The following is a 22,918-nucleotide window of genomic DNA, read 5'->3' as shown; positions in this document are numbered from 1 at the left end:
TTTTGTTGGTGTGAGCCCCGGCCGCTAGGGCCGGGGCTCCCCACATTTAACACGGGTGTCTCCCGCATCCGCAGCCCGAGATGGGACGGGGACCGGGGCTGCGCGGGTCACCGCGGTCAACAGCGCGCCAGGGCGCGTGAGAAGGGGGCCGGGTGGCCAATGGTTCTCACGAAAGCATCTTTTCGTATCGACGCGCGATGTGAACTTGGCCCGAAAACCATTCCATTGTCGAGGCAACGGGGAAGTAGTCCACTAGCGTAGAGCTACGTTGTGTACCGCGATTTGTCGCGGGACCGCCAACGGAGCCTTATTCCTGCGGCCACGTTTACCTTCGTGGCTCGCCCCCTTGGAGGAGTTGCGGATTGTCCGACAACGAGAACTTTGCACCTGACTCGCGTTCCGCGAGCGAAAGCCGCCCCCGTACTCGAGGCGAGTATGGATCGCGAAAGCCGCGCACCGAAGCTCGTCGCGGGGAGCACCGTGCGAGCAAGCGTGGTGATCGTGATTCTTGGGGAGAGCGCGGTCGTGACGGCAAGCGACGCTCATACGGTTCGGATCGACGTTCTCGTGACTCCCGTTCGGGACGCGACGGAGCTTGGAAGAACAACCGGAATGGGCGCGATGGCGGCGACGGCAACTGGCGCGATCGTCGCGAGGGGGGAAAGCCGCGCCGCGATGGTGAGCGTCGCTGGTCCAGGGATGATAAGCCGCGCCGCGACGGGGATCGTCGCTGGAATAAGAGTGATAGCAAAAACCGCGATGGTGATCGTCGCCGTGGTGACGCCCAGGGCCGCGGGCAGCGCTTCGGCAAAGGGGAGCGCGGCTATCGTGACCAGCGCGATAAGCGGCGTTTCGAGCAGCGTGAGCGGATGTCAAGCGCGGAAGGTTTTGAGGCAGATCGCCAAGAACGCCTTCGCGAAGGGCGCGAACCATTCGTCCCGGCAGACATCACCGGAAACGAGCTTGCTCCCGAACTCCGCGCCACCCTCAAGGCTCTTACGAAGGAACAGATGGAGCGTGTGTCGCGCCACCTCGTTGCGTGCGCGATGCTGACCGAGAATGAACCGGAGCGGACCCTCGAGCATGCAAAGTGGGCTGCTCGTTTCGGCGCGCGAGTCGCATCCGTTCGCGAGCTCTACGGCGCCCTGCTGTACGAGGCAGGCGACTACCGCGGCGCGATTCGGGAAATGCGCGCCGCCATGCGCATGAGCGGAAAAGTCGATCTCCTCCCGATCGTCGCCGATTGTGAGAGGGGCCTGGGGCGCCCTGAAAAAGCGTTCGATATCGCGCAGTCCGAAGAGGCAGCGAAGCTCACGAATGCGGAAACGATCGAGCTCATGATGGTCGTTGCCGGTGCGTACGCGGATCTTGGAGATCTTGATACGGCCATCGCGACGCTCGAGATTCCGGCACTGCGCTCGAAGGTCGACGGCAAGTGGCAGTTCAGGCTGTGGCTGGCTTACGCCGATCTTCTCGAAGCCGCAGGGCGTGCCGATGAGGCGAAGAAGTGGGTTACGCTCGCTGCCGACGCAGACGTTAACGAGGAGACCGACGCTTACGCGCGCCTTGGCCGTGCGCCCCGTCCGAGGGAGGCGGCCGTGGAACGGACGGAGGAAGAGATCGGCGTGTTCGACGTCGAGGCTGATTTTGAGCGGGCAGAGCGCGAAGCTGCTGAACGAGAAGCAGCGAAGGCCGAGCAAGCGTCGGATCCCCACGATGTGAACGACGATCCAGATACGAGCGAGGCGAGCGGTCCCTCCGAGCAGTCGCATGGCGATGTTGACGCCTCGAATACGACGAGTGAGGCCAACGCGGGCCTTGAGGCCGCGGACGAGTCCAGGGATAACCCGGATCAATCGGCTGAACCCCCGCTGCTCCCTCACGAGCCCACCGAAGAAGACCTACGATCCGACAAGGAGTGACGTGAAGCGCCCCGACCCAACGTTCCTCGACCTTTTCGATGCACTCCTGTTCGATATGGATGGGACGCTGATGAACGGTTCCACAGTGATCGAGCACGGGGTCGATGCTCTGGCAGCGGCTCGTGCGAGAGGACTCGCGATTGCCTTCGCGACGAATAACGCCTCGCGCACCCCGGACATGGTTGTCGAGCACCTTGCGTCGCTCGGCTACGAAGCCCACGCGAACGAGGTCGTGAACTCGCCGATGGTTGCGATGAGCCTCGTGAGGGCGCACGTTGAACCCGGCAGCACAATACTCGTCGTGGGCGGCCGAGGGCTCGTGGAGGAAGTCGAACGAAACGGTTACACCGTGACGCGCGAAGACCGCGATGACGTCAAGGCCGTGATTCAAGGCTTCGCGCCTACCGTTGGGTGGGCGGATCTGGCGGAGGCGGCGTACGCGATTCGGCGCGGCGCATTTTTCGTCGCGACGAATATTGATTCGACCCTTCCCACCGAGAAGGGCTTCGCGCCGGGCAACGGGTCGCTCGTGCACGCGCTCGAGTTTTCGACGGGTGTCAAGGCTGTAGCTGCCGGCAAGCCCGAGCCTGCGATGTTCAAGGTCGCGGCAGAAATCTCCAGCTCGAGCCGCCCCTTGGCAATCGGGGATCGCCTCGATACGGACCTCGAGGGCGGCAACCGCGCGAACGTTCCAACCTTCCACACGCTCACGGGGGTGTCGAGTTGGATCGATGCGGCGCATGCGCCGGCTATTCAACGTCCCGTGTTTGTGCGGCCCAACCTCTCGTTCTTGGCGAAGAGCGCCGCGCACCCTGTCATTGACGCAGAGCGAGCGCATCTCGGCTCTACCGCGGCGCACCTCGAGGGCGGTGACATCGTCGTCACGGGCGATGCGTCGAGCTGGCGCGCGGCACAGGTCGTCCTGTCGCTCGTGAACGCGCGATTCCCCGAAAGCACGTTTGAGGGTGCGATTCGCGCCGCCTCGGGTGAGCTCTTTGGGCCATTTGGCGAATAAGGGTTCACGCTGTGCCACGCCTCGATGCCGCACTCTTTGCGCGCAATCTCGCGTCCTCACGTACGCATGCGCGTCGCATCGTTGAGGAAGGACGCGCACACGTCAACGGTAGCGTCGCCCGCAAACCCTCAATGACCGTGGCGGAGGGTGATGTTCTCGAGGTGCTCGGGGTTCCCGAAGGCGGCGAGTTCGCCTCGCGTGCGGCCTTGAAGCTCGAGGGTACGCTTGAGCGCCTCGGTGCCCGAGCGCCTCAACTCGCGGGAGCTCGAGTTCTCGATTTGGGGGCCTCGACCGGCGGGTTTTCCGACGTTTGCCTGCGCCGGGGCGCTTCCCACGTGTGGGCTGTGGACGTCGGCCATGGGCAGCTCATTGCTCGTCTTGTAGGGCATTCGCGGCTGGCCAATCTCGAGGGGACCGACGCGCGCTGCGTTACCCGGACCATGCTCGCGGCGCATGAACCCAGCGGAGTAGGCATTCCCGATGTCGTCGTCACCGACGTCTCCTTTATTTCTCTCACGCACATCCTTGGCGGCGCATCGCGCCTTGTCGAGCCGAATGCGAGCTTGCTCTTCATGCTAAAGCCACAGTTCGAGGTGGGAAGAGCGCGCTTGCCAAAATCGGGTGTCGTGACTGACCCGCAGGCGTGGCGCGATGCCCTTGTGAGCGTCACCGAGTGCGCCGCAAGCGTCGGCCTCGCGCTCCAGGCTCTGCACCCGAGCCCGCTTCCCGGGCAAGACGGGAATGTCGAGTTTTTTCTTCTGTGCGAAAAATTGCCCGCCGGCGCACGCGATCCAGAAGGTGAATGTGGAATGATCGAGGAGGCCCTCGCCGAAGCCGAGGGTCTTCGTCGTGAGGCACCCGCCGGCTCATGAGCGCCGGGAGTGCTGACCGTAAGGGAGGAGGAGAGCCCTGAGGCGCTTTTTGCTGTACGTTCACTCGGGTCGAGGAGTGGCTCTCAAAGCAGCGCGTCAGGTCGCTGAGGACCTGCACGCCGCGGGCGTGAGGCCAATCGTGACCTCCGCGCAAGTGGAAGAAGTCTCCTCTCGGCCGGAAGATCCGGCTGCTCTCGCGCTCCTCGACACGATCCGTGCGGGTCGACTTGAGGTTCTTGACCACGAGCAATTGCCGGCGGAAATAGAACTGTGCATTGTTCTTGGAGGCGATGGCACGATCTTGCGGGCCCTCGAGTTGATTCGCCCCTTTAACATTCCCGTGCACGGTGTCAACCTTGGGCACGTGGGATTCCTTGCGGAGAGCGAGGTAGCGGAACTCGGGACAACGGTGCGCAGGCTTCTATCGCGCGATTACATTCTTGAGGCCAGAAGCGTCATCCGCACGAAAGCCTATGCTGCCGATGGTTCGCTCTTGCATTCGGATTGGGCCCTCAACGAAGCGAGCCTCGAAAAGGGCGAACGCGAGCGCATGATTTACGTCGTCGTCGGCATCGACGGGCGGCCGGTATCCGAATTCGGCTGCGATGGGGTGCTCCTGTCGAGCCCCACGGGTTCGACAGCGTACGCGTTTTCGGCGGGCGGGCCCGTGATGTGGCCCGAGGTAGACGCGATGCTGCTCATTCCGCTCGCGGCGCATGCCCTTTTCGCACGCCCCCTCGTGATGGGGCGCTCGTCAGTTGTGGAGATCGAGGTGTCGCCTGAGTCGCCGTCGGCTGCAGTTTTGACGCTCGATGGACGGCGACAGGTTGAGCTTCCGCCCGGGTCCAGGCTCGAGACGCACCTGTCGAAGAGTAGCGTTCATTTCGCCCGTTTCGCGGAGACCCCCTTTGCCGATCGACTCGTCGAGAAGTTCAAGCTTCCCGTTGAGGGGTGGCGCGGCGGTAATCCCGATACGCGCTACGACTCGAACGCGGGGGAGAGCTGAATGCTGCGTTCCCTGTCGATTCGCCGGATCGGAGTTATTGACGACGCGTCGATCGAATTTGGGCCGGGTTTTACCGCGCTCACGGGCGAGACCGGCGCTGGTAAGACGATGGTCATCACGGGCCTCGGCCTCCTCTTGGGCCGTCGCCTCGATTCCCGCCGCGCCGGTGTATCAAGCACGGTGTCGGGCCGCGTAGGCCTCGCCCCGGGAACGCCCGTGCACGAGCGCCTCGATGAGCTTGGTGCCGAGGTCGAGGACGGCGAAATTCTCGTCGTGCGCAGAGTGACGAAGGACGGGCGCTCGCGTGCCCACATTGGTGGCGTTCCGGTTCCCGTGGGCACGCTTGGCGAGATTGTTGGCGGGGAGATTACGATCCACGGCCAAAGCGATCAGCTTCGCTTGCGCGAGCCGGCGGCGCAGCTTGGAGCGCTCGATTCGGTGTTGGGGGCGGAGGGCCGACGGTTGCTCGCCGAGCACCGCTTACTCTTTCGGGAGTTCGCTTCACTCGAACGCGAGCTGAAGGAGCTGTCATCGTCTCTGCGCGATCGCGAGCAGCGCGAGGCGGAGCTCACCGAAATCCTCCAGGAGATAGAGCAGGCGGGCACGTTTGAGGGCGAAGATGACGCGCTGCGCACGGAAATCGAACGCTTGGATGATGCTGCTCAGTCGCTCACTGCGCTCGAAGGTGCGCTCATGCACCTTGCGGGCGACGAAGCCTCGAGCGTCCTGACCCATGCCGATGCCGCCGCGGCATCGCTGACTCAGGCGCCCGGTGCGTCGCAGGTTCTGGACCGCATTATCGCCTTGCGCGACGAGTCGAGCGATATTGCGCGCGAGATCTCGCTTCTGCGAGACGGGTGGGAGGTGTCGCCGGGCCGTCTCGAGGAGGCACAAGAGCGCTTGCACGAGCTCACAGTGCTCGTGCGTGAGTACGGGCCTCGCCTCGGCGGGGCGGAGAACGTGAGTGAGCTTCTGCTCCACTCGCGTGAGGCCCTCGAGGCGCTGCGTGCGCTCGAGGACGGCGCGGCGCTGCTTGGCGAGCTCGACAAGCGTCGCGTAGAACTTGACGCAGAACTCGCACGAATCGCCGATGCACTGAGCGTAGAACGCCACGAGGCCGCGGCGAAGCTTGCAGCCGAAATCGAGAACGAACTTGCCGGGCTCGAGATGCCCGGGGCGTCTCTTCGTATTGACGTGACGCCGGCACCTCGAAGTGCGAGCGGCACCGACGGTGTGTCGTTCACGATGCAGCCGCACCCTGGTGCCGAATACATGCCCGTCGCGACGGGCGCATCAGGCGGCGAACTTTCTCGCGTGATGCTCGCGCTCGAGGTAGCAATCGCCTCTCTTACGGACGTTTCAGATGGCGGCGCACCCCCGGTATTCGTTTTTGACGAAATCGATGCGGGTATTGGCGGCCGCGCGGCGCGGGCGGTAGGAGAACGGCTTTCGAGGCTCGCCGAAAATGCCCAGGTCATTGTCGTGACTCACCTCCCGCAGGTGGCTTCGTGGGCGAGTTGCCACGTCAGGATTGTGAAAGAGACGCACAGCGATGGCGGCGAGGACCGCACGGTTTCGAGGATTGAACCGCTCGAGGGAGAAGCGCGTGTTCGCGAACTGGCGCGCATGCTCGCGGGAGATGCAGAAAGTGACGCCGCGCTTGAACACGCCGCTGAGCTTCTCGCAACGTCAACGGAGGCTCGCGGCGCGTGAAACCTGGATTTACGTTCCCTATTGCCGGTCGGGCAAAGGTGGGCAAACGGACGAAAGACCTGACCAAGCGCGTCGAGGCTGGAGACATCGTGGTGATCGACCACGAGGATCTCGACCGCGTTGCGGCCGAGGCACTCGTTGATCGCGCGCCTGCTGCAGTCCTCAATGCGTCACCGTCGATCTCGGGCCGCTACCCGAACGCGGGCCCCCAGATCCTCGTCGAGGCGGGAATACCGGTGCTCGATGTACTGGACCAGGATCTGTTCGCGAAGGTTCGCGAGGGGCGGTTCGTTGAGATCGACGAAAGCGGAGTATCTCTCAGCACGGGGGAGCGGCTCGAAGCGGAGCTTTACACGCCTGCGGTTCTCAACGACAAGCTCGACAAGGCGCGTGAGGGGCTCAGCGAGCAGCTTGAGGCGTTTGCCTCCAACACGATGGAATACATGCTTCGTGAGCGTGAGCTTCTCATCAACGGCGTTGGCACACCGGAGGTCCGTACGCGATTCCAGGGCCGGCCCGTCCTTATTGTCGTGCGCGGCTACCACTATCGCGAGGATCTCGTGGCCCTCATGCCATTCATTCGTGAGAACCGACCGATCATTATCGGTGTCGATGGGGGAGCAGATGCCGTGCTCGATGCCGGTTACGGGCTCGACATGATTATTGGTGACATGGACTCGGTGTCCGATCGGGCGCTTGCGAGCGGCGCCGAGATTGTCGTGCACGCCTACCGCGATGGTCGCGCTCCGGGTATGGAGCGCATCCGTGAGCTTGGACTTGCCGACGATGCCGTGACTTTCGCGGCTTCGGGAACGAGCGAAGACATTGCGATGCTTCTTGCTGACGATCGCGGCGCCGACGTAATCGTCGCCGTCGGCACTCACGGAACGCTCGAGGAGTTCCTCGACAAAGGGCGTGCGGGTATGAGTTCGACGTTCCTCACGCGGCTCCGGGTGGGCTCGAAGCTCGTGGACGCGAAGGGCGTCTCTCGCCTCTACCGGCAGCGCATCTCGACTTTCCAGCTCGTTCTCCTCGTTGTTGCGGGACTCCTGGCGCTCGCCGTCGCCATGGCGGTTACCGATGGTGGCCAGACGCTTATCCAGATTCTCGGTGCAAGGCTCGATGACACCTTGCGCTTTTTCACCGCTCTGTTTGTCCAGGGAGGACCGATCCCATGATCGACTTTCGTTATCACCTCGTTTCGCTCGTGGCGGTGTTCCTCGCGCTCGCGATCGGCATCGTGCTCGGTGCGGGCCCTCTTCGCGACGGCGTGGGGCAGACCCTAACCGCGCAGGTCGAGCAACTGAGGGTTGAGCGAGACGAAATGCGAGCCTCGAACGATGCTGTGAACGCTGAGAACTCTGACCTCGAAGGGTTCGTCAAAGCCGCGGGTGCGGGCCTGGTGACGGGCACCATGCACGGTGAGAAGGTCGCGACGATTGCCGATCATTCCTCGATGTATGACGAAGTCGAGGCTACGCGCACGCTCATTGAGGCTGCCGGGGGACAAACCGGACCCCAGATCGAGCTCGGTCAGTCGCTGTGGGATCCCGCGGCGGAAAGCGAACGGCGTTCGGCCCTGACGACAATCACCCAGACGTGGCCAGGCGTGAAACCGAGTGGAACGTCGACCTCGGAAAAGCTTGCGTCCATTATCGCGACGATTCTTGCCCCGAGCGAGGATCTTGACGATGCAGCGAGGCTCGAGATCGCAAAGGTTCTGAGCGCAAGCGGCGTACTCACGCTCAAAGGTGATATTGAGGCGGTGGATTCCGTTTTGGTGCTTTCGGGCGAAGAGTCGCTCTTTTCGGTCACGAGTGACTCGCCGGAGGCGGCTGCGACCCGCTCGGACAACCTTGATAAGTCGCGCCGCGCGCTCGTGACGGCATTCGATGGCGAGGGCGTCACGGTAGCGGTTGGAGGTTCCTCATCCGTGCGCGGAGGCTCGGAGGGTCTTGTTTCGGCTGTGCGCACGAGTGATCTTCATGAGCGAGTCGCGAGCATCGACATGCTGACGTATTCCTCGGGTCCGGCGACGCTTACGCTCGCGCTTGCCGGTGCCCAGGTCGAGATGCCGGGAGCATACGGATCAGCGACCGACGCCGAGGCGCTCGTGCCAGATGCGTCCGCAATCCGCGAGAAGGTCGAAGAGCGCAATGGTGATCGAAGCGAAAAGAAGCGCTCGGATGACACGGATGCGGAAGGGCAGACGAACGATGAAGAGGCCTCCTCGAGCGACGGCGGTGGACAGTGACGAGTATCCTCCGGACGGTGGGTTTCAGCGCCGCAGCGGCGGCTCTTGCCTCGCGTACATGCGCTCGCGCCCTCGCCAAGTGCCCTAAGTCGCTTCGTGCACACCTCGACCGCACCAATTTCCGCGGTGAGCCCGTCACTCTCGCCGAGGGGGTTGAGGTGGCAGGCGCACTCTCGGCGGGCGCACTCGCGGGACTCGGCGTGCCGTCGAGTGGTGCCACTGCGCTCGTCGGTGCGGTGGGGCTCGCTGATGACATCGTCGAACCGATACTCATGCGCAATGTTGAGACCACGCCCCCGAAGGGGCTCAAGGGGCATCTCGGGGCGCTTGCGCACGGACAACTCACCACGGGAAACATCAAGATTCTCGGGATCGCGGTGGCGGCGAACGTGCTCGCGCGCGAGTGTGAACGTGTCCGGGGGAGGGAAGCGTCCGACGCCGGCTTCGGCGGCAGTGCTCTTGCCGTCGTCGATCGTGGCCTCGACACCGTGTTGATTGCGGCCTGCGCGAACCTCGCCAACCTTTTCGATGTGCGACCTTCGAGGGCGCTGAAGGCCACGAGCATAGGCGTCCTGCTCGCCCTGTGTGGGCCGTCGCGCGAGGAAGCCTCGCGCTCTCGCAAGGCCCTCGCCGCCGCGCATGCGGCCGCGACACTCCTTGCCGCTCCGCGCGACTTCGGTGCGCGGGGGATGCTCGGGGATGCGGGGGCAAACGTCCTCGGGGCGAATGCGGGCACCCTCGCCGCGCTGTCATCCTCGCGTGCCTTCCGCGCTGCGGCAGCGTCTGTGGCCGTGGGGCTCACACTCGTGAGTGAACGGGTGAGCTTCACACGCATCATTTCCTCCTCGGAATTTCTGAGCGCGATTGACGAATGGGGGCGGTCATGAGCGCTACGTCACGGACGCCGTCGCTCGTGCGAGCGACGGGTCTCATCGCTGTCGTCACGGTTCTCGCGCGGCTCGCAGGGTTCGCGCGATACCTCGTTTTCGGCGCGAGCGTGGGAGCGGGTGAGATTGGAACCGCCTATGCGAGTGCCAATCTTGTGCCGAGTGTCGTCTTCGAAGTTGCCGCTGGAGGGGCGCTCGCGAGCATGGTCATCCCGCTTATCGCGGGTCTTCTTGACGAGCCTTCCCGCCCGCGTGAAGGAGGCAGCCGCGTTGCCCCGCGCGAAAACGCCTCGAGCATTGTCTCAGCGCTGCTCACATGGAGCGTTCTGCTCACGCTCATCCTCGCACTCGTGCTGTGGGCGCTTGCCCCCACACTCGCTCGAGCCATTCTTGGAACCGGTGCGCAAGCCGCCGATGCCGCAGCGATCGATCTTGGCGTTCGCCTCATGAGGGTTTTCGCCCTTCAGCTGCCGTTCTATGCGATCACGATCGTCCTTGGCGCCTACCTGCAGGCGCGACGCAAGTTTCTCTGGCCCGCGCTCGCACCGCTCATCTCGAGTCTCGCCGTCATGGCAACTTACGGCCTCTATGCCCTCACGGTCCCCGTGGGCGTGTCTGCGGGAACGCTCTCGAATCTCTCTGAAGCTGCCCTCGGGTGGGGGACAACTCTCGGGGTTGTCGCGATGGCGGTATGCGTAGTGTTTCCCGCGTTGCGATCGAGGTTTGTGTATACGCCCCAACTCGCCCTCACCAGAGGCGTGCGTGCGCGTGCCTTGGGACTTGCCGGCTCGGGTGTGGCAACCGTCGGCGCTCAGCAACTGACGACCGCCCTGATTCTTGCCCTCTCCGTTCGCGCGGGTGGGACGGGCACCCTTCCGCTGTTCCAGTACGGCCAGGCCGTGTACCTCCTGCCCTACGCGGTTCTCCTCGTCCCCGTTATGACGAGCGTGTTCCCCGAGCTTTCCGAGCTGCGGGCACTCGGTGATAGGGCAAAGTTTTCGGCGCTGACGCTTCGATCCGTCCAGGCGGTCGTGGCATTCGCAGCCGTGGGTGGGGCTGCGCTATGGGGTGCGGGACTCCCCATCGATAAGTTTTTTGTGGCGATCGATCGCGCGGGGATCCGCGGCGTTGGCGCGGTCACGGCGGCGCTCGCCACAGGGCTGATCGCGTACGGCATCGTGATGCTCACCGCGAGGGTTCTCAATGCGGCGCTGAGGCCCGGGGAATCTCTCGCGATCGGTGCGACCGGGTGGGGAATCGCGGGCATGCTCATTCTCGTGACGGTCGTGACGTCCCCACCGCGATCGACGGCCACTGCCGGAGTCCTTTTTGGTCTGTGCATATCTATCGGCATGTGGATCGCGGCGATTGGCGGGCTCAACATCCTTCGCGAGCGGATCATGGTTCGCGAACACGTCCGTCCCCTTTTCACGACGGTCCTCGCCTCGGTTGTGGCGTCGGCCCTCGGCTCAATTGCGGGGCTCGCTCTCGCACAGCTCGCGAGTGACGCTTTTCGTGGAGCGTGGGGTGCGCTCGTGCTTGGCCTCGGGACGGGTGCGGCTGGTGCAGCGGTGTGTCTGGGCGTGCTGATGATCGCCGATCGCTCTCTTGCGGCGCCAATCGTGGAGCTCGGTGCGCGAATCGTCAAGGCGACGAAGAAGGGGTAGGGCATGCGGCGTGTGATCCTCGTGCGACCCCGCGCGGAAGGCGGTTTGCTCGCGCACGTGCGCGATGAGGCACGCGTGCTCGCGCAGTCAGGCGTACACGTGGTGGACGCGGGGGAAGCGCCGTGCTTCGACGACGCCACCTCGCATACCGCTGGGCCCGTAGTCGAACATCGGCACCTTGCGATCGCCTCGGGGGCTTCTCCGCTTGCGGCGCTTCGCGCACGGGCGAATCTGCGCTTAATCCTTCGGGAGGAGCATCGCCGTGCACAGGGCGAACGGCTCACGGTTCATGCCCACGGCGCGCGTGCAGGAGCACTCGCTGCCCTTGCGCTCATGCCCGGGTTTCGCCCCCGCATTCGGCTCGTGACGACGCTTCATAATCGGATGCCGCGCGCCGGTCTTGGTGCAGTCATCGGGCGAGCATTGTTCACGCTTGCCTCACGCCGTAGTGATCTTGTGCTCGCAGTCTCGCCTGATCTCGCCGGTGCCGCGCGCGCGAGTGGTGCACGCGCGGTTCAAAGGGCGCTCATTCCCGCTGCGCGTCCCGCGAATTGCGGGCCATTGCGAGCGTGCGACGGCGATGTCCTCGAGGTTCTGTGTGTCGCGCGCCTTGCTCCTCAAAAAGACCTCGCATGCCTGTGTGAAGCAGTGCGGCTCGTGGAAGAGCAGTATCCGGGATCTCTTCGCGTGAAGGTGGCCGGCGAGGGGCCGGAACGCACGCGCCTCGAAGAGTTCATCGAGAAGTACGACCTTCCCGTGGAGCTGCTTGGGCGTGTAGAGGACACCCGCGCCCTCATGCGCGAGACGCACGTGGTGGTCCAAACGAGCGCGTGGGAAGGGCAGCCCGTCGCCATTCAGGAAGCGATCGGTGAAGGTGCGGCGATTATTGCTACCGATGCCGGCGGGACGCGCTGGGTGACGGGCGAGCGCATTCCTCTCGTCGCGCCGGCGAATGCGCGCGAGCTGGCGGAACGGCTTATTGCCTTCGTGCCCGGACACCCGGGATCCGAGGAACGTCTCGGCGAGCTTCGGGCTGCCTCCCGAGCACGCGCCGCTGAACTCCCCACCGAAGAGGACTTGATCGCTCAGCTCGAATCCGCGCTTTTCACGTTCGCCGACGACGAGGAGAACCAGCGCTCATGACCACCTCCGAGAATTCGCTCGCCGACGATTTTTGCGCGCGACCCGTCGCTGAGAGTCGGACCGTGTATACGGGGCTCGTGTGGGATGTTGCGCGCGATACCGTCGATTTCGCGCCCGGTGTGAGGTTTACACGCGACTACGTCGCTCACACGGGCGCCGTCGCGATCCTCGCGCTCACGCCAGAGCGTGAAGTCGTCGTGATTCGCCAATATCGCCATCCGGCTCGCGCTCACATGTGGGAGCTGCCCGCTGGTCTCCTCGATAAGGCCGGGGAAGACCCAGCCGTGGCAGCCGTCCGTGAACTCGAAGAAGAAACGGGCTACACGGCCGGCGCAGCGCACCACCTTCTCGATTACTACCCGAGCGCGGGCGGCTCGAACGAGAAAATCAGCGTGTATGTTGCGTTCGACTGCACGGAGGCGAAGGGCGTCGACTTCGAACGCGTCGACGAGGAAGCGGAAATCCTCACTCGTACGGTGCCCCTTGACGAGCTCGAGGATGCGGCGCTGTCAGGCCGCCTTCACAACAGTGCGCTGATCATCGCCACTCTCGCCTATACGGCACGCGTGCGCCGCGGCGAGGCCCCCGGCGCTTAACCGCGCGAGCGCGCGTACGAGCGCAGCGATTCGATGATCGCTGGCGTGACTTGAGCGGCTTGCCACGGGCGCGCCCCGACCGCTTCGAGCTCCTGCACGATCTGTTCGGAGCTCGCGTGTGGGATGCGATGCTCGGCCTCTGCGCTGAAGTGATTCCACACCCAGTGGCGCATGTGACCGGGGGAGATGAGATTCTCGACGGGCATGTGAAGCTCTTCGGCGCGCGTGAGGAGCCCCTCGCGCACCTGCTTGTAGGCCTCGAGAACCTCGGGGTAGCGCCTAGACCACGAACGATGGTTGGGGTAGGGGCCCAGGTCGCGCTTCGACGGCAAGTGAACGCGGGGCAGTTCTCGCGCTTCGCGGACGCATCGCCACCACTGCTCGCGGTGCTTGAGGTTCTTCGGTGCGGCGTTGTCGAACTCCTGGCGTCCCTTGCTCGAGGCTTTTGCCATGGCCACGAGTGCCTTGTCGCGCAGCACCATAAACGGCGCGACGTCCGAATTACGCGCGATTGCATCGCGCCTTTCCCACATCGATCGCGCGACCGCGAGTTGCAGGGGGCTTTTGAGCTGGCCGAGGCCGTGCAGGCCGCGCCACGGCTCGTCGGGAACCTCCGGGTGGGCGAACGTGGCTTCGAAGGCAAATTCCTCACGTGCCCACGACGTCTTGTGCGCGTCGTCGAGCATGCGTGTGAGCACGGTTTTGAGTTCGGCAAGGTATTCGACGTCGAGCGCGGCGTAATCGAGCCACGATTCCGGAAGTGGGCGCTTGGACCAGTTGGCGCTCGAATGCTCCTTGGCAAGCCGAACATCGAGCAGTTCTTCCGTAAGAGCCCCGAGACTCACCTTGGGAAGTCCGAGGAGGCGCGCAGCCACCTCGGTGTCGAAAAGCGCGATCGGTTCAAGCCCGAGCATTGCGAGTGAGGGAAGGTCTTGCCTCGAGGCGTGAAGAATCCACGGATGCGAGTTCATGATGTCCGTGAAGGTTCCAGGCAGTTGGCACGCGAGAGGATCGAGCAGCAAGATCCCTGCCGCCTCCGTCTTGATCTGCACGAGGTAGGCCTTAGCGGAGTATCGGTAGCTCGAAGCGCGCTCGACGTCGATCGCTAAGTCCTCGTCGGCTTTGACGCGCGCGCACCACTCAAGGATGCCTTGAATGGTCGTGACGAGGGGCGGCGTGCCACCCGCGGGTTTTTTAATGAGGGGCGCGCACTCGGGATCCGGCAACTGGTTGTGGAAATCAGTCATGAACGTTCTAGTGATCCTTCGAGGCTGAAAGATGAGGCGCCCTCGCGCGGTGGGACGGATGCAGAGGGCTCACGGAGAGTGGCTGGGGCGGAAGGCCGCCTGCGGCGCAGAGGATCGCGGACCACGCGCCGAAATGGGCGCCGAGGTCGAGGGAGTCCGGGCTCCATGATGCGCGCATCTCGATGTCGACCGTCGTGGGGCGCGCAGCGAGTGAACCGTAGCTTTGGGAAACGACGCGCGTCACGGTGCACCCAAGCTCGTGGGCTTCGGCCCCCGCAAGTTCAAGCGATTCGGTGACCCAGCTCCACGCCACATCACCGAGCATGGACTCGAGCGCGAACTCGTGTTCGAGCTGGGCTTGCATCAAGGTGACGATTCGTGCGCGACCGTTCCAGTCCTCCCTGCCCTCAGGGTCGTAGAGCACGATGAACTTTCCGCTCGCGAGATCAGCGTCGTGCATGACGACATCGGCCTCGGCTGCCCACGAAAAGGGGGCGAGTCTGGAAGGAGCGGGGATCTCGTCCCACTTGACCTCGTGGCGCATAGGCGCAGCGGTGAGCGCATCGATCGCGCTCACGAATTCCTCGCGTTCCTGGGGAAAGTGATGAATGGCCACGGCCGCTAACTTATCGTTGACTTACCGCGTCGCGGCGGAGGCGCGCCGCGCCCCCATCAGTGCGCAGCCGGGTCCTCGTCATCGCTGTGCACGAGGCAAATGGAATTGATGCAGTAGCGTTCGTCAGTTGGGGTGGGGAAACCCTCGCCCGTGAACACGTGCCCGAGGTGTGATCCACATGAAGCGCAACGCACCTCGGTCCGCACCATTGCGAGGCTGCGATCCTCGATAAGTTCCACGCGGTCGCTCTCGGCTGGGGCCCAGAAAGCGGGCCACCCGCAGTGCGCGTTGAACTGTTCGCTTGCGCGGAACAACTCGGCCCCGCAGGCCCGGCACGCATACGTGCCCGCTGAGCGCACCTCTTCGTATTCACCCGTGAAGGGCCGCTCGGTTCCAGCCTCACGCAAAACGTGGTACTCATCGGGGCTGAGGCGCTTGCGCCATTCGTCGTTCGTAAGCGAGAGCGGGTAGCGGCCATCGCCGAGAGGCACGTTCATGGAGTCTCCTTGGGGTGAGTGCGGACGTAGCGTTCGATCTGGGCGCCGGGACCGTGGAAGAGATCCGCGAGGCGCCACGCGAGGTGGTGTGCGCTTCCGACGCTTGCGCGCGGCGCATCGCCTCCCACGGTAATCGCCGAGCGCGTCCAGACAAGTTCATCGAACGCTTCATCCTCGGCAAACATTCCATTTACCCGCGGGCCGCCCTCGACTTGTATGCCGAGAAATCCACGCTCTGCGAGTGCGCGTACGATCTCTTGGGCGCGGCCCGCCTCGATAATGGCCTCGCTTTCAAAGCCACTGACACGGGCAACGTGAGCTCCGCGGCCCGGTGGACAGATAAGGAAGGTCGGCCAGGCTTGGTCAATGTGCTCGGGAATCTCGCCGCTCGTCGTCACGATCGCGAGTGCGGGGAACTCCGCGCCGCGCGGGCGTAGCGCCTCGGTGCGAAGCGCGGGCCGGCCAGAGGGACGACGGTAGTCTTCACTGCGCACCGTATTGGCGCCGCACACGATGATGTCCGCAAGCGCCCGAAGAACAGTGAGAGTGAAGAAATCCCAGGGGTTCGAGAGCGAGGCTGACGTCCCATCGCCCCCCGCGATCGCGCCGTCAAGGCTCTGGTTCATCATCGAGCGCACGTGGACGCGGTCCGAGGGAAATGCGAGCAGGCTACCGAGGGCGCGGGCGCCCTCATCGTCGAGGCGAAACTCCTCGGGCGTAACCGGGACACCGGCGCCAATGAGGCGGGTGAGCGGCGTGTTTTTATCGTGAGCGTGTGAAGCCATCAGGCGTCGGACCTTTCGAATACGAGCGCTCCCGCACCGTCGAGCGTGAGCGCGCGACCATCACTTTCCTCACCGAAGGAGGCGAGCACCTGCACGCGGGAGCCTGGCTCCCATGTCACGGGTGCGTCCCCGCGCGAGGCGAGCACGCCGATGCGTCCGCGATGCATGAGGATTGCCCCCTCGCTGAGAACGTCTACCGCAATTGAGTCGAATGCGCCTTTCTGGATGTCAGAATTCTTGCGCCGCAGCGAAAGAAGCGCCCGGTAAAACTCGAGCAGCGTCGCGTGTTCGCCGCTTTCGGCTTCACTCCAGTCGAGGAAAGACTCCTCAAAGGTTGAGCGCGCCTGCGGATCGGGGACCGCATCGCTCCAGCCCATGCGTGCAAATTCTTCCTTTCGGCCTGCGCTGACGAGCGGGCCGATCCTTTCCCCGTGGTCGCTAAAGAATGCGAAGGGGGTTCGAGCGCCCCATTCCTCGCCCATGAAGAGCATCGGCGTGCTCGCGCCCAGCAGGTAGAGCGAGGCGATCGCCGCATGCGCGCCATAGCCGATTGTGTCGGTGATGCGGTCGCCCGATGCCCTGTTGCCCACCTGGTCGTGGTCCTGGATGAAGGCGACGAAGGCGTGAGCATCGTAGTGCGCACTCGCGGCGTCGACCTTCGCCCCCCAGTTCTTCTGCCTGAAGGTCGAATAGGACCCATCGTGCTCAAAGATGCGCTCGAGGGTCTTTTTCACGCCGGCCGCCGTGCCGAAATCGACGTAGTAGCCCGCGCGTTCGCCGGTGGCCCACGCATGAAGATGGTGGTGGATGTCATCCGCCCATTGAGCGTGCATGCCGAAACCACCTTCGGCGACGGAGGTCACCATCGCGGGGTCGTTCAGATCGGACTCCGCGATGAGGGTAAGCGGGCGAGCCACCTCTCGGCTCATATCCGCAACCGCGCTCGACAGTTCCGCGAGAATGTGCGCGGGGGAGTGATCTCGAAGGGCGTGCACCGCATCGAGTCGAAGGCCGTCGAGGTGGAAGTCGAAGAGCCACTGGCGCGCGTTCTGAACAACAAGCGCCCTCACCTCGGCACTTTCTTCGGCATCGAAATTGATAGCGGGCCCCCACGGGGTGGTATGCGTGTGCGTGAAGTAGGGGCCGAATTCCCCAAGGTAATTTCCGTCGGGACCGAGGTGGTTGTAAACGACGTCGATGATGACGGCAAGTCCGCGCTCGTGCGCAGCGTCAATAAATCGCGCGAATGCTTCGGGCCCGCCGTAGGCCTCATGGGCGGCGAAAAGGCCGACGCCGTCATAGCCCCAACCGCGCTCGCCAGGAAACGCCGCGACAGGCATCACTTCAACGGCGTCGACGCCGAGTTCTACAAGCTCATCCAAGCGCGTGATCGCTGAGTCGAAGGTCCCCGACGCACTGGTATCTCGATCCGCCGCGAAGGTGCCGATATGAAGCTCGTAAATAACTTTCCCACGAAGATCCATGCCCGCCCACGGAGCCGTGAAGGTGAATGCGCGCGGGTCGACGACCTCGCTTAAGGCGTGGACGCCCTCGGGTTGCGCCAGTGCGCGTGGATCCGGCAGTGCGACGGGGGAGTCGTCGAGAAGAAAGCCGTAGCGATCGCCCGGGTGTGCCTCGACTCCGGGGGCATGCCACCAGCCACCCTCCCCGCGTTCCATGGTGATTTCGCGGCGCTTTCCCTCGAACCGGGGCTCGAGTGCAAGCGTGACCGTGCCGGCCTTCGGCGCCCATACCTCGAAACGCGAATAGTCTCTCATCGGCCTATCCTTCCGAGTGCTCCGGTTTTTCGCGCACAAGGAGCGCGACGGGCCATTCGCGCACGAGGGAGGCGAGCTCGACAGTGCCGCCCTCCACACGCTCCCCGGTGAGGACGTTTGTGTAGCGCCCCTCATCGACGACGATCCGCGCTTTGGTGCACCCGCGTCCCTGCGAAGCCTCCACGTGCGGCAAGCGCGTGGCGATAACCACGATATTGGCGGGGCTAACCGCGCATCCACGGGCGAAAGCGATCGCGTGGGAGGACGTCGTTGGCAGCGGCGTGTAGGTGGCATCCGGGCCGACGAACGACTCGCGGTGGTGCCGTCGCGTGTCAAGCGCGCGTGAGACGAGGAGGAGCTTTTCATCGGCGATGCCCTCGGGTGCGGCACCTGACAGGAGGTCCTCGAGTCGCGCCGCGTGCGCCGCGTGGTCGACTGGGCGTCGGTTATCGGGATCGACGAGGCTCAAGTCAAGAGTCTCATTGCCTTGATACACGTCGGGCACACCGGGCATCGTGAGCTGGAGGAGTTTCTGGCCGAGAATTGCAGCGCGCTGCGAATCGAACGTCAGCGAGGTCCACTCGTCGAGGATCGCCCGCACGTCGTCGTTCCCGAGAGCCCACAGGGCAAAGTCGCGGATTTCGCGCTCGTACTCATCGTTGCCATCGACCCATCCCGTATGAACCTTTGCCTCGCGCATGGCCTTCTCGAGGTATTCCGCCAGGCGTTCCTCGCTCAGCGGCGCAAGCCGCGAGCCGGGAAGGTCCCACATCCCCGCAAGCGTCTGCCACACAAAATACTCAAACGACGCATCGACTAGCGGTCCTCGCTTCTGTGCGCTCACGGCATGAAGGCGAGCCACGTGTGTGGCCCATTCCGACGGATACTCGGTGAGCGCCGCAAGCCTTGCTCGCACGTCCTCGCTGCGCTTCGTATCGTGCGTCGAGAGAGTCGTCATCGATGCGGGGAAAGTGCCGAGCATCCGCTCGCAGAAGCGATGAAACTCCTCGGGATCCACGCCAATGCGGTTCGGGTCGGCTCCCACCTCGTTGACTGCGAGGAGCCGGTGGTACCGGTAGAAAGCTGTGTCCTCAAGGGACTTCGCGTGAACCGGCCCGCACGTTTGAGCGAAACGTGTGACAAACTCCGCGCGCAATGGATCGAGTGAACCGTCGGACGTGAACTGCCCCTGACCACCCGCAAATGCCGTGACGATCTCGAGGGCGGCACGGTCTCCATCGTCGTCACCGATGGCCAAGGCTGCTCGATCTGCGGCCTCGGCAAGCACCTGGCGCTCAGACGCGGGTGCCTTCTCCCCGGGGACGATATAGGCGCGGTAGCGATCCATCGCCATGAGGAGCTGGATGATCGCGTGTTCGAGCTGCCGCTCGGTCGTATCGCGCAGCATTATGTCGGCATCACAGATCCGCTGGGCGAGATCGACGAGACGTGCAATTTCGGCCCACAGCGAGGTGTCGATGACCTCCTTGGCGCTTTCGCGAGTGATCTCGTCGAAGGAGCGCGAATCGTGGGTGAATGTCCGCCACACGTGCGTGAGGGCGGCTGCGCCCGCAGGGTCGTGGAAAAGGCCTTGGACGCGCCAGAGGGCGTCGTAACCCGTCGTTCCGGCGACGGGAAAGTCCGGTGGCAGCGACTCGTTGCCTGCGAGAATCTTTTCGATCACGGTCCATGCGCCACCGGTGGCGCTCTCGAGGCGCCGCAAATACCCGCGCGGGTCGGCAAGGCCATCGGGATGGTCGATCCGATACCCGTCGATCACGCCTTCCGATTGCAAGCGGAGGAGAGTCGCGTGAGTCGCGTCGAAGACTGCACGGTCTTCAACCTTGACGGCCGCGAGGGTCTGGACGTCGAAAAAGCGGCGATAGTTCAACTCGTCATTGGCGACCCTCCAATAGGCAAGGCGGTAGTGCTGGGCCTCGAGAAGATCCACGATTGGCAGATTCTCGGTGCCCTCGGCGAGAGGGAACACATGATCGAAGTATCGAAGGACATGCTCGGTTCGCCGCGAGCCATCCGGCAGAGGAACCTCCGCGGTCCCTCGCCTGAGCTCATCGTCGAGAATCGTTGCGCCGATCGGGCGGCCGAGGACCGGCAGGAGAATTCCGTGCTCTGCGTGAGGATCACTATCGAACCACGACGCGTAGGGGCTCGATGCCCCATCCCGCAAGAACGACCACAGCGCGTGGTTGTGCCACATGGGGGTGGGGATCGCCATGTGGTTGGGGACGACGTCGACGATGAGGCCCATACCTCGCTTATGGAGAGCGTCTGCGAGCTCCCGCAGGTCCTCTTCGCCACCGTTATCCATGCTCACACGGGAATGATCCACGACGTCGTAGCCGTGCATGGACCCCGGCGCCGCCTGCAAGATCGGTGAAATAAACGCGTGACTCACCCCGAGCCGCTCCAGGTACGGCACGAGTTGTGTCGCATCTTGGAAGGTGAATTCAGGCGTGATCTGAAGCCTGTACGTGCTGATCGGCGCGCCGGACATGGGCCCTCCTTCGTCGTGGATGTGCTGGCGCGTCGTCAGAGCGCGGGGCCCTCGTTGGTACCTGGATCATTCGGCCCCGTGGGGGTCAAAACGGACGTGGGGGGAGACAGGGGAGTTGAGAGAGCCGTCGCGTCGTCCTCTTCTCCCGGGGGCGTCATGGGGGCCCTGCCGAGCACGAGAGTCGTGTAGGCGGGGCGAACGAGGACCTCGCCCGCCTTGACGGTATCGCCGGGGCTGAGCGACGCAGAGGTTTCTGCCGTGACCGTCCACTCTTCGCCATACTCGCCCTCCGGGACCGTGAACTCCACGTCCGTTTCGGAGGCGTTGAACATGAGGAGCGCGGAATCATCGACGATGTGTTCGCCTCGCGTGTTCGGCTCGGGGATCGCACTTCCGTTAAAGAACACCGTCAGGCACTTTGCCACTGGATCGTTCCATTCCTCATCGGTCATGGGGGTGCCGTCGACTCCGAGCCACGCGACATCGGGCAGGCTCGAGGATGCTCCGTCGCGGACCTCACCCAAGAGAAAGCGCCGACGGCGGAAAATAGGGTGCGACCGCCGCAGCTCGATAAGCATGCGCGTGAAGTTCAGCATGTCCTGCTGGCGCGGGCTGATCTCCCAATTCATCCACGCGATCTCGTTGTCCTGGCAGTACACGTTGTTATTGCCCGTTTGGGTGCGACCGAGCTCGTCGCCGTGCAGGATCATGGGAACGCCCTGGCTGAGGAGCAGGGTGGTCATCATGTTTTTCATGCGCTGGAGGCGGAGGTCGAGAATCGCCTCGTCATCCGTGGCCCCTTCCGCCCCCGAGTTCCACGAGCGGTTATTCGATTCGCCATCGTTGCCGCCCTCGCCATTGTCCTCGTTATGCCTCTCGTTGTAGCTCACGAGATCTCGCAAGGTAAATCCGTCGTGGGCGGTAAGGAAATTGACGGAGGCGATGGGCGTGCGGCCCGTGTGCTGATAGAGATCGCTTGAGCCAGCAAATCGATTTGCGAACTTTGCGAGCATGCCTGACTCACCACGGTGGAAGTCGCGCATGGCATCGCGGTATTTGCCGTTCCACTCCGACCAAAGGGGAGGGAAGCCACCGACCTGATAGCCGCCCTCGCCGAGATCCCACGGCTCCGCGATGAGCTTGACCTGCGAAATGATTGGGTCCTGCTGGATGATGTCGAAGAAGCTCGAGAGTCGATCCACTTCGTGCAGCTCGCGGGCAAGGGTCGAGGCGAGGTCGAAGCGGAAGCCATCAACGTGCATCTCGGTAATCCAGTACCGAAGCGAATCCATGATGAGCTGAAGCACGTGCGGGGTGCGCATGCGAAGGCTGTTGCCCGTGCCGGTCGTGTCGTAATAGTGCGTGAGATCGTCGTCGACGAGGCGGTAGTAATTGGCGTTGTCGATTCCGCGGAAGCACAGGGTTGGGCCTAAGTGATTGCCCTCAGCGGTGTGGTTGTAGACCACATCGAGAATGACCTCGATACCCGCCGCGTGAAGGTTCTTCACCATTTGCTTGAACTCTTGGACCTGCTGGCCGGTCTGGCCCGCATACGCGTACTCGTTGTGCGGCGCGAAGAAGCCGATCGTGTTGTAGCCCCAGTAGTTGCGAAGTCCGCGATCCTGAAGGTGGCCGTCTTGAACAAACTGGTGCAACGGCAAGAACTCAACCGCCGTGACTCCGAGGGACTTGAGGTAATCGATCGCGACCGGGTGCCCCATCGCCACGTAGGTGCCCCGGATACTCTCGGGGATGTCAGGGTGCGTAGCCGTGAAGCCTTTGAGATGAGCCTCGTAAATGATCGAATCGTGGTACTCGTGGGCCGGAGGATGGTCGTTGCCCCAATCAAAGTAGGGCGAGACGACGACTGAATGCATCGTGTGATCCTTCGAGTCCAGGTTGCTCATCTGCGAAGGATCGTCGAGCTCGTAACTGAGCAGGCTCGCGTCCGTGTCGGGCATGCCCGCGATTGCGCGCGCGTACGGGTCGAGAAGGAGTTTCGAAGGATCGCAGCGGTGCCCGGCCGCCGGGTCATAGGGGCCATGGACCCTGAATCCGTAGCGTTGACCAGGCTGGACGGCTGGAAGATACACGTGCCACACGAAGGCATCGACTTCCGTCATTTCGACACGTCGCTCCGAAAAGTCGTCGCCGATGAGACAGAGTTCGACTCTTTCGGCGACCTCTGAGTAGAGGGCGAAGTTCGTGCCGCTTCCGTCGAAGGTTGCACCGAGCGGGTACGGGGAGCCTGGCCAAATCTGCACTGTCGAAGAATCCTTGCGCTGAGGCAGCCGATGGCTGCGCGAAAACACGTTTGCATCGACATTGTGGCCCGATGGCCTGGCAGAAGCCCGAAGTTTCGTGGAATGAGAAAGGCCCCGTGCACGTGCACGGGGCCTTGGAGT

18 protein-coding genes are annotated in these 22,918 nt (G+C 63.8%); 11 read left to right on the top strand and 7 right to left on the bottom strand.

What is annotated here, in order from left to right; genetic code table 11:
* Nucleotides 1-362 precede the first annotated feature (362 nt).
* The 11 genes from DEHOM01_RS10275 to DEHOM01_RS09215 are packed head-to-tail and all read left to right on the top strand — an operon-like array spanning nucleotide 363 to nucleotide 13,075.
* Nucleotides 363-1,922 (top strand): hypothetical protein, encoded by a 1,560-nt coding sequence (locus DEHOM01_RS10275; protein ID WP_061212518.1) that lies wholly within the window; start codon nucleotides 363-365, stop codon nucleotides 1,920-1,922.
* 1 nt (nucleotide 1,923) lies between these two features.
* Nucleotides 1,924-2,937 (top strand): HAD-IIA family hydrolase, encoded by a 1,014-nt coding sequence (locus DEHOM01_RS09260; protein ID WP_061212517.1) that lies wholly within the window; start codon nucleotides 1,924-1,926, stop codon nucleotides 2,935-2,937.
* An 11-nt stretch (nucleotides 2,938-2,948) separates the two neighbouring features.
* Complete coding sequence (locus DEHOM01_RS09255; RefSeq protein WP_061212516.1) at nucleotides 2,949-3,809, top strand: TlyA family RNA methyltransferase; 861 nt, start codon at nucleotides 2,949-2,951, stop codon at nucleotides 3,807-3,809.
* Between the two features lie 37 nt (nucleotides 3,810-3,846).
* The gene (locus DEHOM01_RS09250) at nucleotides 3,847-4,815 is read left to right on the top strand and encodes an NAD kinase (RefSeq protein ID WP_061212515.1); all 969 of its coding nucleotides are present in this window, start codon (nucleotides 3,847-3,849) and stop codon (nucleotides 4,813-4,815) included.
* Nucleotides 4,816-6,528 (top strand): DNA repair protein RecN, encoded by a 1,713-nt coding sequence (locus DEHOM01_RS09245; RefSeq protein ID WP_061212514.1) that lies wholly within the window; start codon nucleotides 4,816-4,818, stop codon nucleotides 6,526-6,528.
* A complete protein-coding gene (gene steA / locus DEHOM01_RS09240) occupies nucleotides 6,525-7,706 on the top strand; it encodes a putative cytokinetic ring protein SteA (protein ID WP_061212513.1) in 1,182 nt (393 codons plus the stop codon). The genes DEHOM01_RS09245 and steA overlap by 4 nt, the downstream gene beginning before the upstream one ends.
* The gene (locus DEHOM01_RS09235) at nucleotides 7,703-8,782 is read left to right on the top strand and encodes a copper transporter (RefSeq protein ID WP_061212512.1); all 1,080 of its coding nucleotides are present in this window, start codon (nucleotides 7,703-7,705) and stop codon (nucleotides 8,780-8,782) included. The genes steA and DEHOM01_RS09235 overlap by 4 nt, the downstream gene beginning before the upstream one ends.
* Before the next feature lie 17 nt (nucleotides 8,783-8,799).
* Nucleotides 8,800-9,669 carry a hypothetical protein gene (locus DEHOM01_RS09230; RefSeq protein ID WP_156468343.1) on the top strand — a complete coding sequence of 290 codons (870 nt, stop codon included), beginning with the start codon at nucleotides 8,800-8,802 and terminating at the stop codon, nucleotides 9,667-9,669.
* Entirely contained in the window at nucleotides 9,666-11,336 is a 1,671-nt protein-coding gene (gene murJ / locus DEHOM01_RS09225; RefSeq protein ID WP_061212510.1) for a murein biosynthesis integral membrane protein MurJ, read from the top strand. Before DEHOM01_RS09230 ends, murJ begins: the two co-directional genes overlap by 4 nt.
* 3 nt (nucleotides 11,337-11,339) lie before the next feature.
* Nucleotides 11,340-12,479 carry a glycosyltransferase gene (locus DEHOM01_RS09220; protein WP_061212509.1) on the top strand — a complete coding sequence of 380 codons (1,140 nt, stop codon included), beginning with the start codon at nucleotides 11,340-11,342 and terminating at the stop codon, nucleotides 12,477-12,479.
* Nucleotides 12,476-13,075, top strand: a complete 600-nt coding sequence (locus DEHOM01_RS09215) for an NUDIX domain-containing protein (RefSeq protein WP_016664392.1) — start codon at nucleotides 12,476-12,478, stop codon at nucleotides 13,073-13,075. Before DEHOM01_RS09220 ends, DEHOM01_RS09215 begins: the two co-directional genes overlap by 4 nt.
* On the opposite strand, the gene DEHOM01_RS09210 is transcribed toward DEHOM01_RS09215, so the two are convergent.
* From DEHOM01_RS09210 to glgX, 7 genes are read right to left on the bottom strand one after another with little or no spacing between them, the layout of a single operon-like run.
* Nucleotides 13,072-14,322 carry an HRDC domain-containing protein gene (locus DEHOM01_RS09210; protein WP_061212508.1) on the bottom strand — a complete coding sequence of 417 codons (1,251 nt, stop codon included), beginning with the start codon at nucleotides 14,320-14,322 and terminating at the stop codon, nucleotides 13,072-13,074. The two genes, DEHOM01_RS09215 and DEHOM01_RS09210, sit on opposite strands and share 4 nt — an antisense overlap.
* Nucleotides 14,323-14,329: 7 nt before the next feature.
* Nucleotides 14,330-14,938 (bottom strand): DUF3000 domain-containing protein, encoded by a 609-nt coding sequence (locus tag DEHOM01_RS09205; protein ID WP_061212507.1) that lies wholly within the window; start codon nucleotides 14,936-14,938, stop codon nucleotides 14,330-14,332.
* Nucleotides 14,939-14,994: 56 nt separating this feature from the next.
* Nucleotides 14,995-15,435, bottom strand: coding sequence for a peptide-methionine (R)-S-oxide reductase MsrB (gene msrB, locus DEHOM01_RS09200; protein ID WP_061212506.1), 441 nt, complete (start codon nucleotides 15,433-15,435; stop codon nucleotides 14,995-14,997).
* Nucleotides 15,432-16,220 carry a dihydrofolate reductase family protein gene (locus DEHOM01_RS09195; protein WP_061212505.1) on the bottom strand — a complete coding sequence of 263 codons (789 nt, stop codon included), beginning with the start codon at nucleotides 16,218-16,220 and terminating at the stop codon, nucleotides 15,432-15,434. Before DEHOM01_RS09195 ends, msrB begins: the two co-directional genes overlap by 4 nt.
* Nucleotides 16,220-17,998 (bottom strand): malto-oligosyltrehalose trehalohydrolase, encoded by a 1,779-nt coding sequence (gene treZ / locus DEHOM01_RS09190; RefSeq protein WP_061212504.1) that lies wholly within the window; start codon nucleotides 17,996-17,998, stop codon nucleotides 16,220-16,222. The genes DEHOM01_RS09195 and treZ overlap by 1 nt, the downstream gene beginning before the upstream one ends.
* Before the next feature lie 4 nt (nucleotides 17,999-18,002).
* On the bottom strand, nucleotides 18,003-20,513 hold the full coding sequence (gene treY, locus DEHOM01_RS09185; RefSeq protein WP_061212503.1) for a malto-oligosyltrehalose synthase: 2,511 nt from the start codon (nucleotides 20,511-20,513) through the stop codon (nucleotides 18,003-18,005).
* Between the two features lie 35 nt (nucleotides 20,514-20,548).
* Nucleotides 20,549-22,777 (bottom strand): glycogen debranching protein GlgX, encoded by a 2,229-nt coding sequence (gene glgX, locus DEHOM01_RS09180; protein WP_061212502.1) that lies wholly within the window; start codon nucleotides 22,775-22,777, stop codon nucleotides 20,549-20,551.
* Nucleotides 22,778-22,918: the final 141 nt, after the last annotated feature.

Source organism: Dermabacter hominis NBRC 106157 (assembly GCF_001570785.1).
Classification (GTDB): domain Bacteria; phylum Actinomycetota; class Actinomycetes; order Actinomycetales; family Dermabacteraceae; genus Dermabacter; species Dermabacter hominis.
Note: the sequence above shows the minus strand (reverse complement) of the source record. Positions and strands in the feature narration are given on the sequence as shown.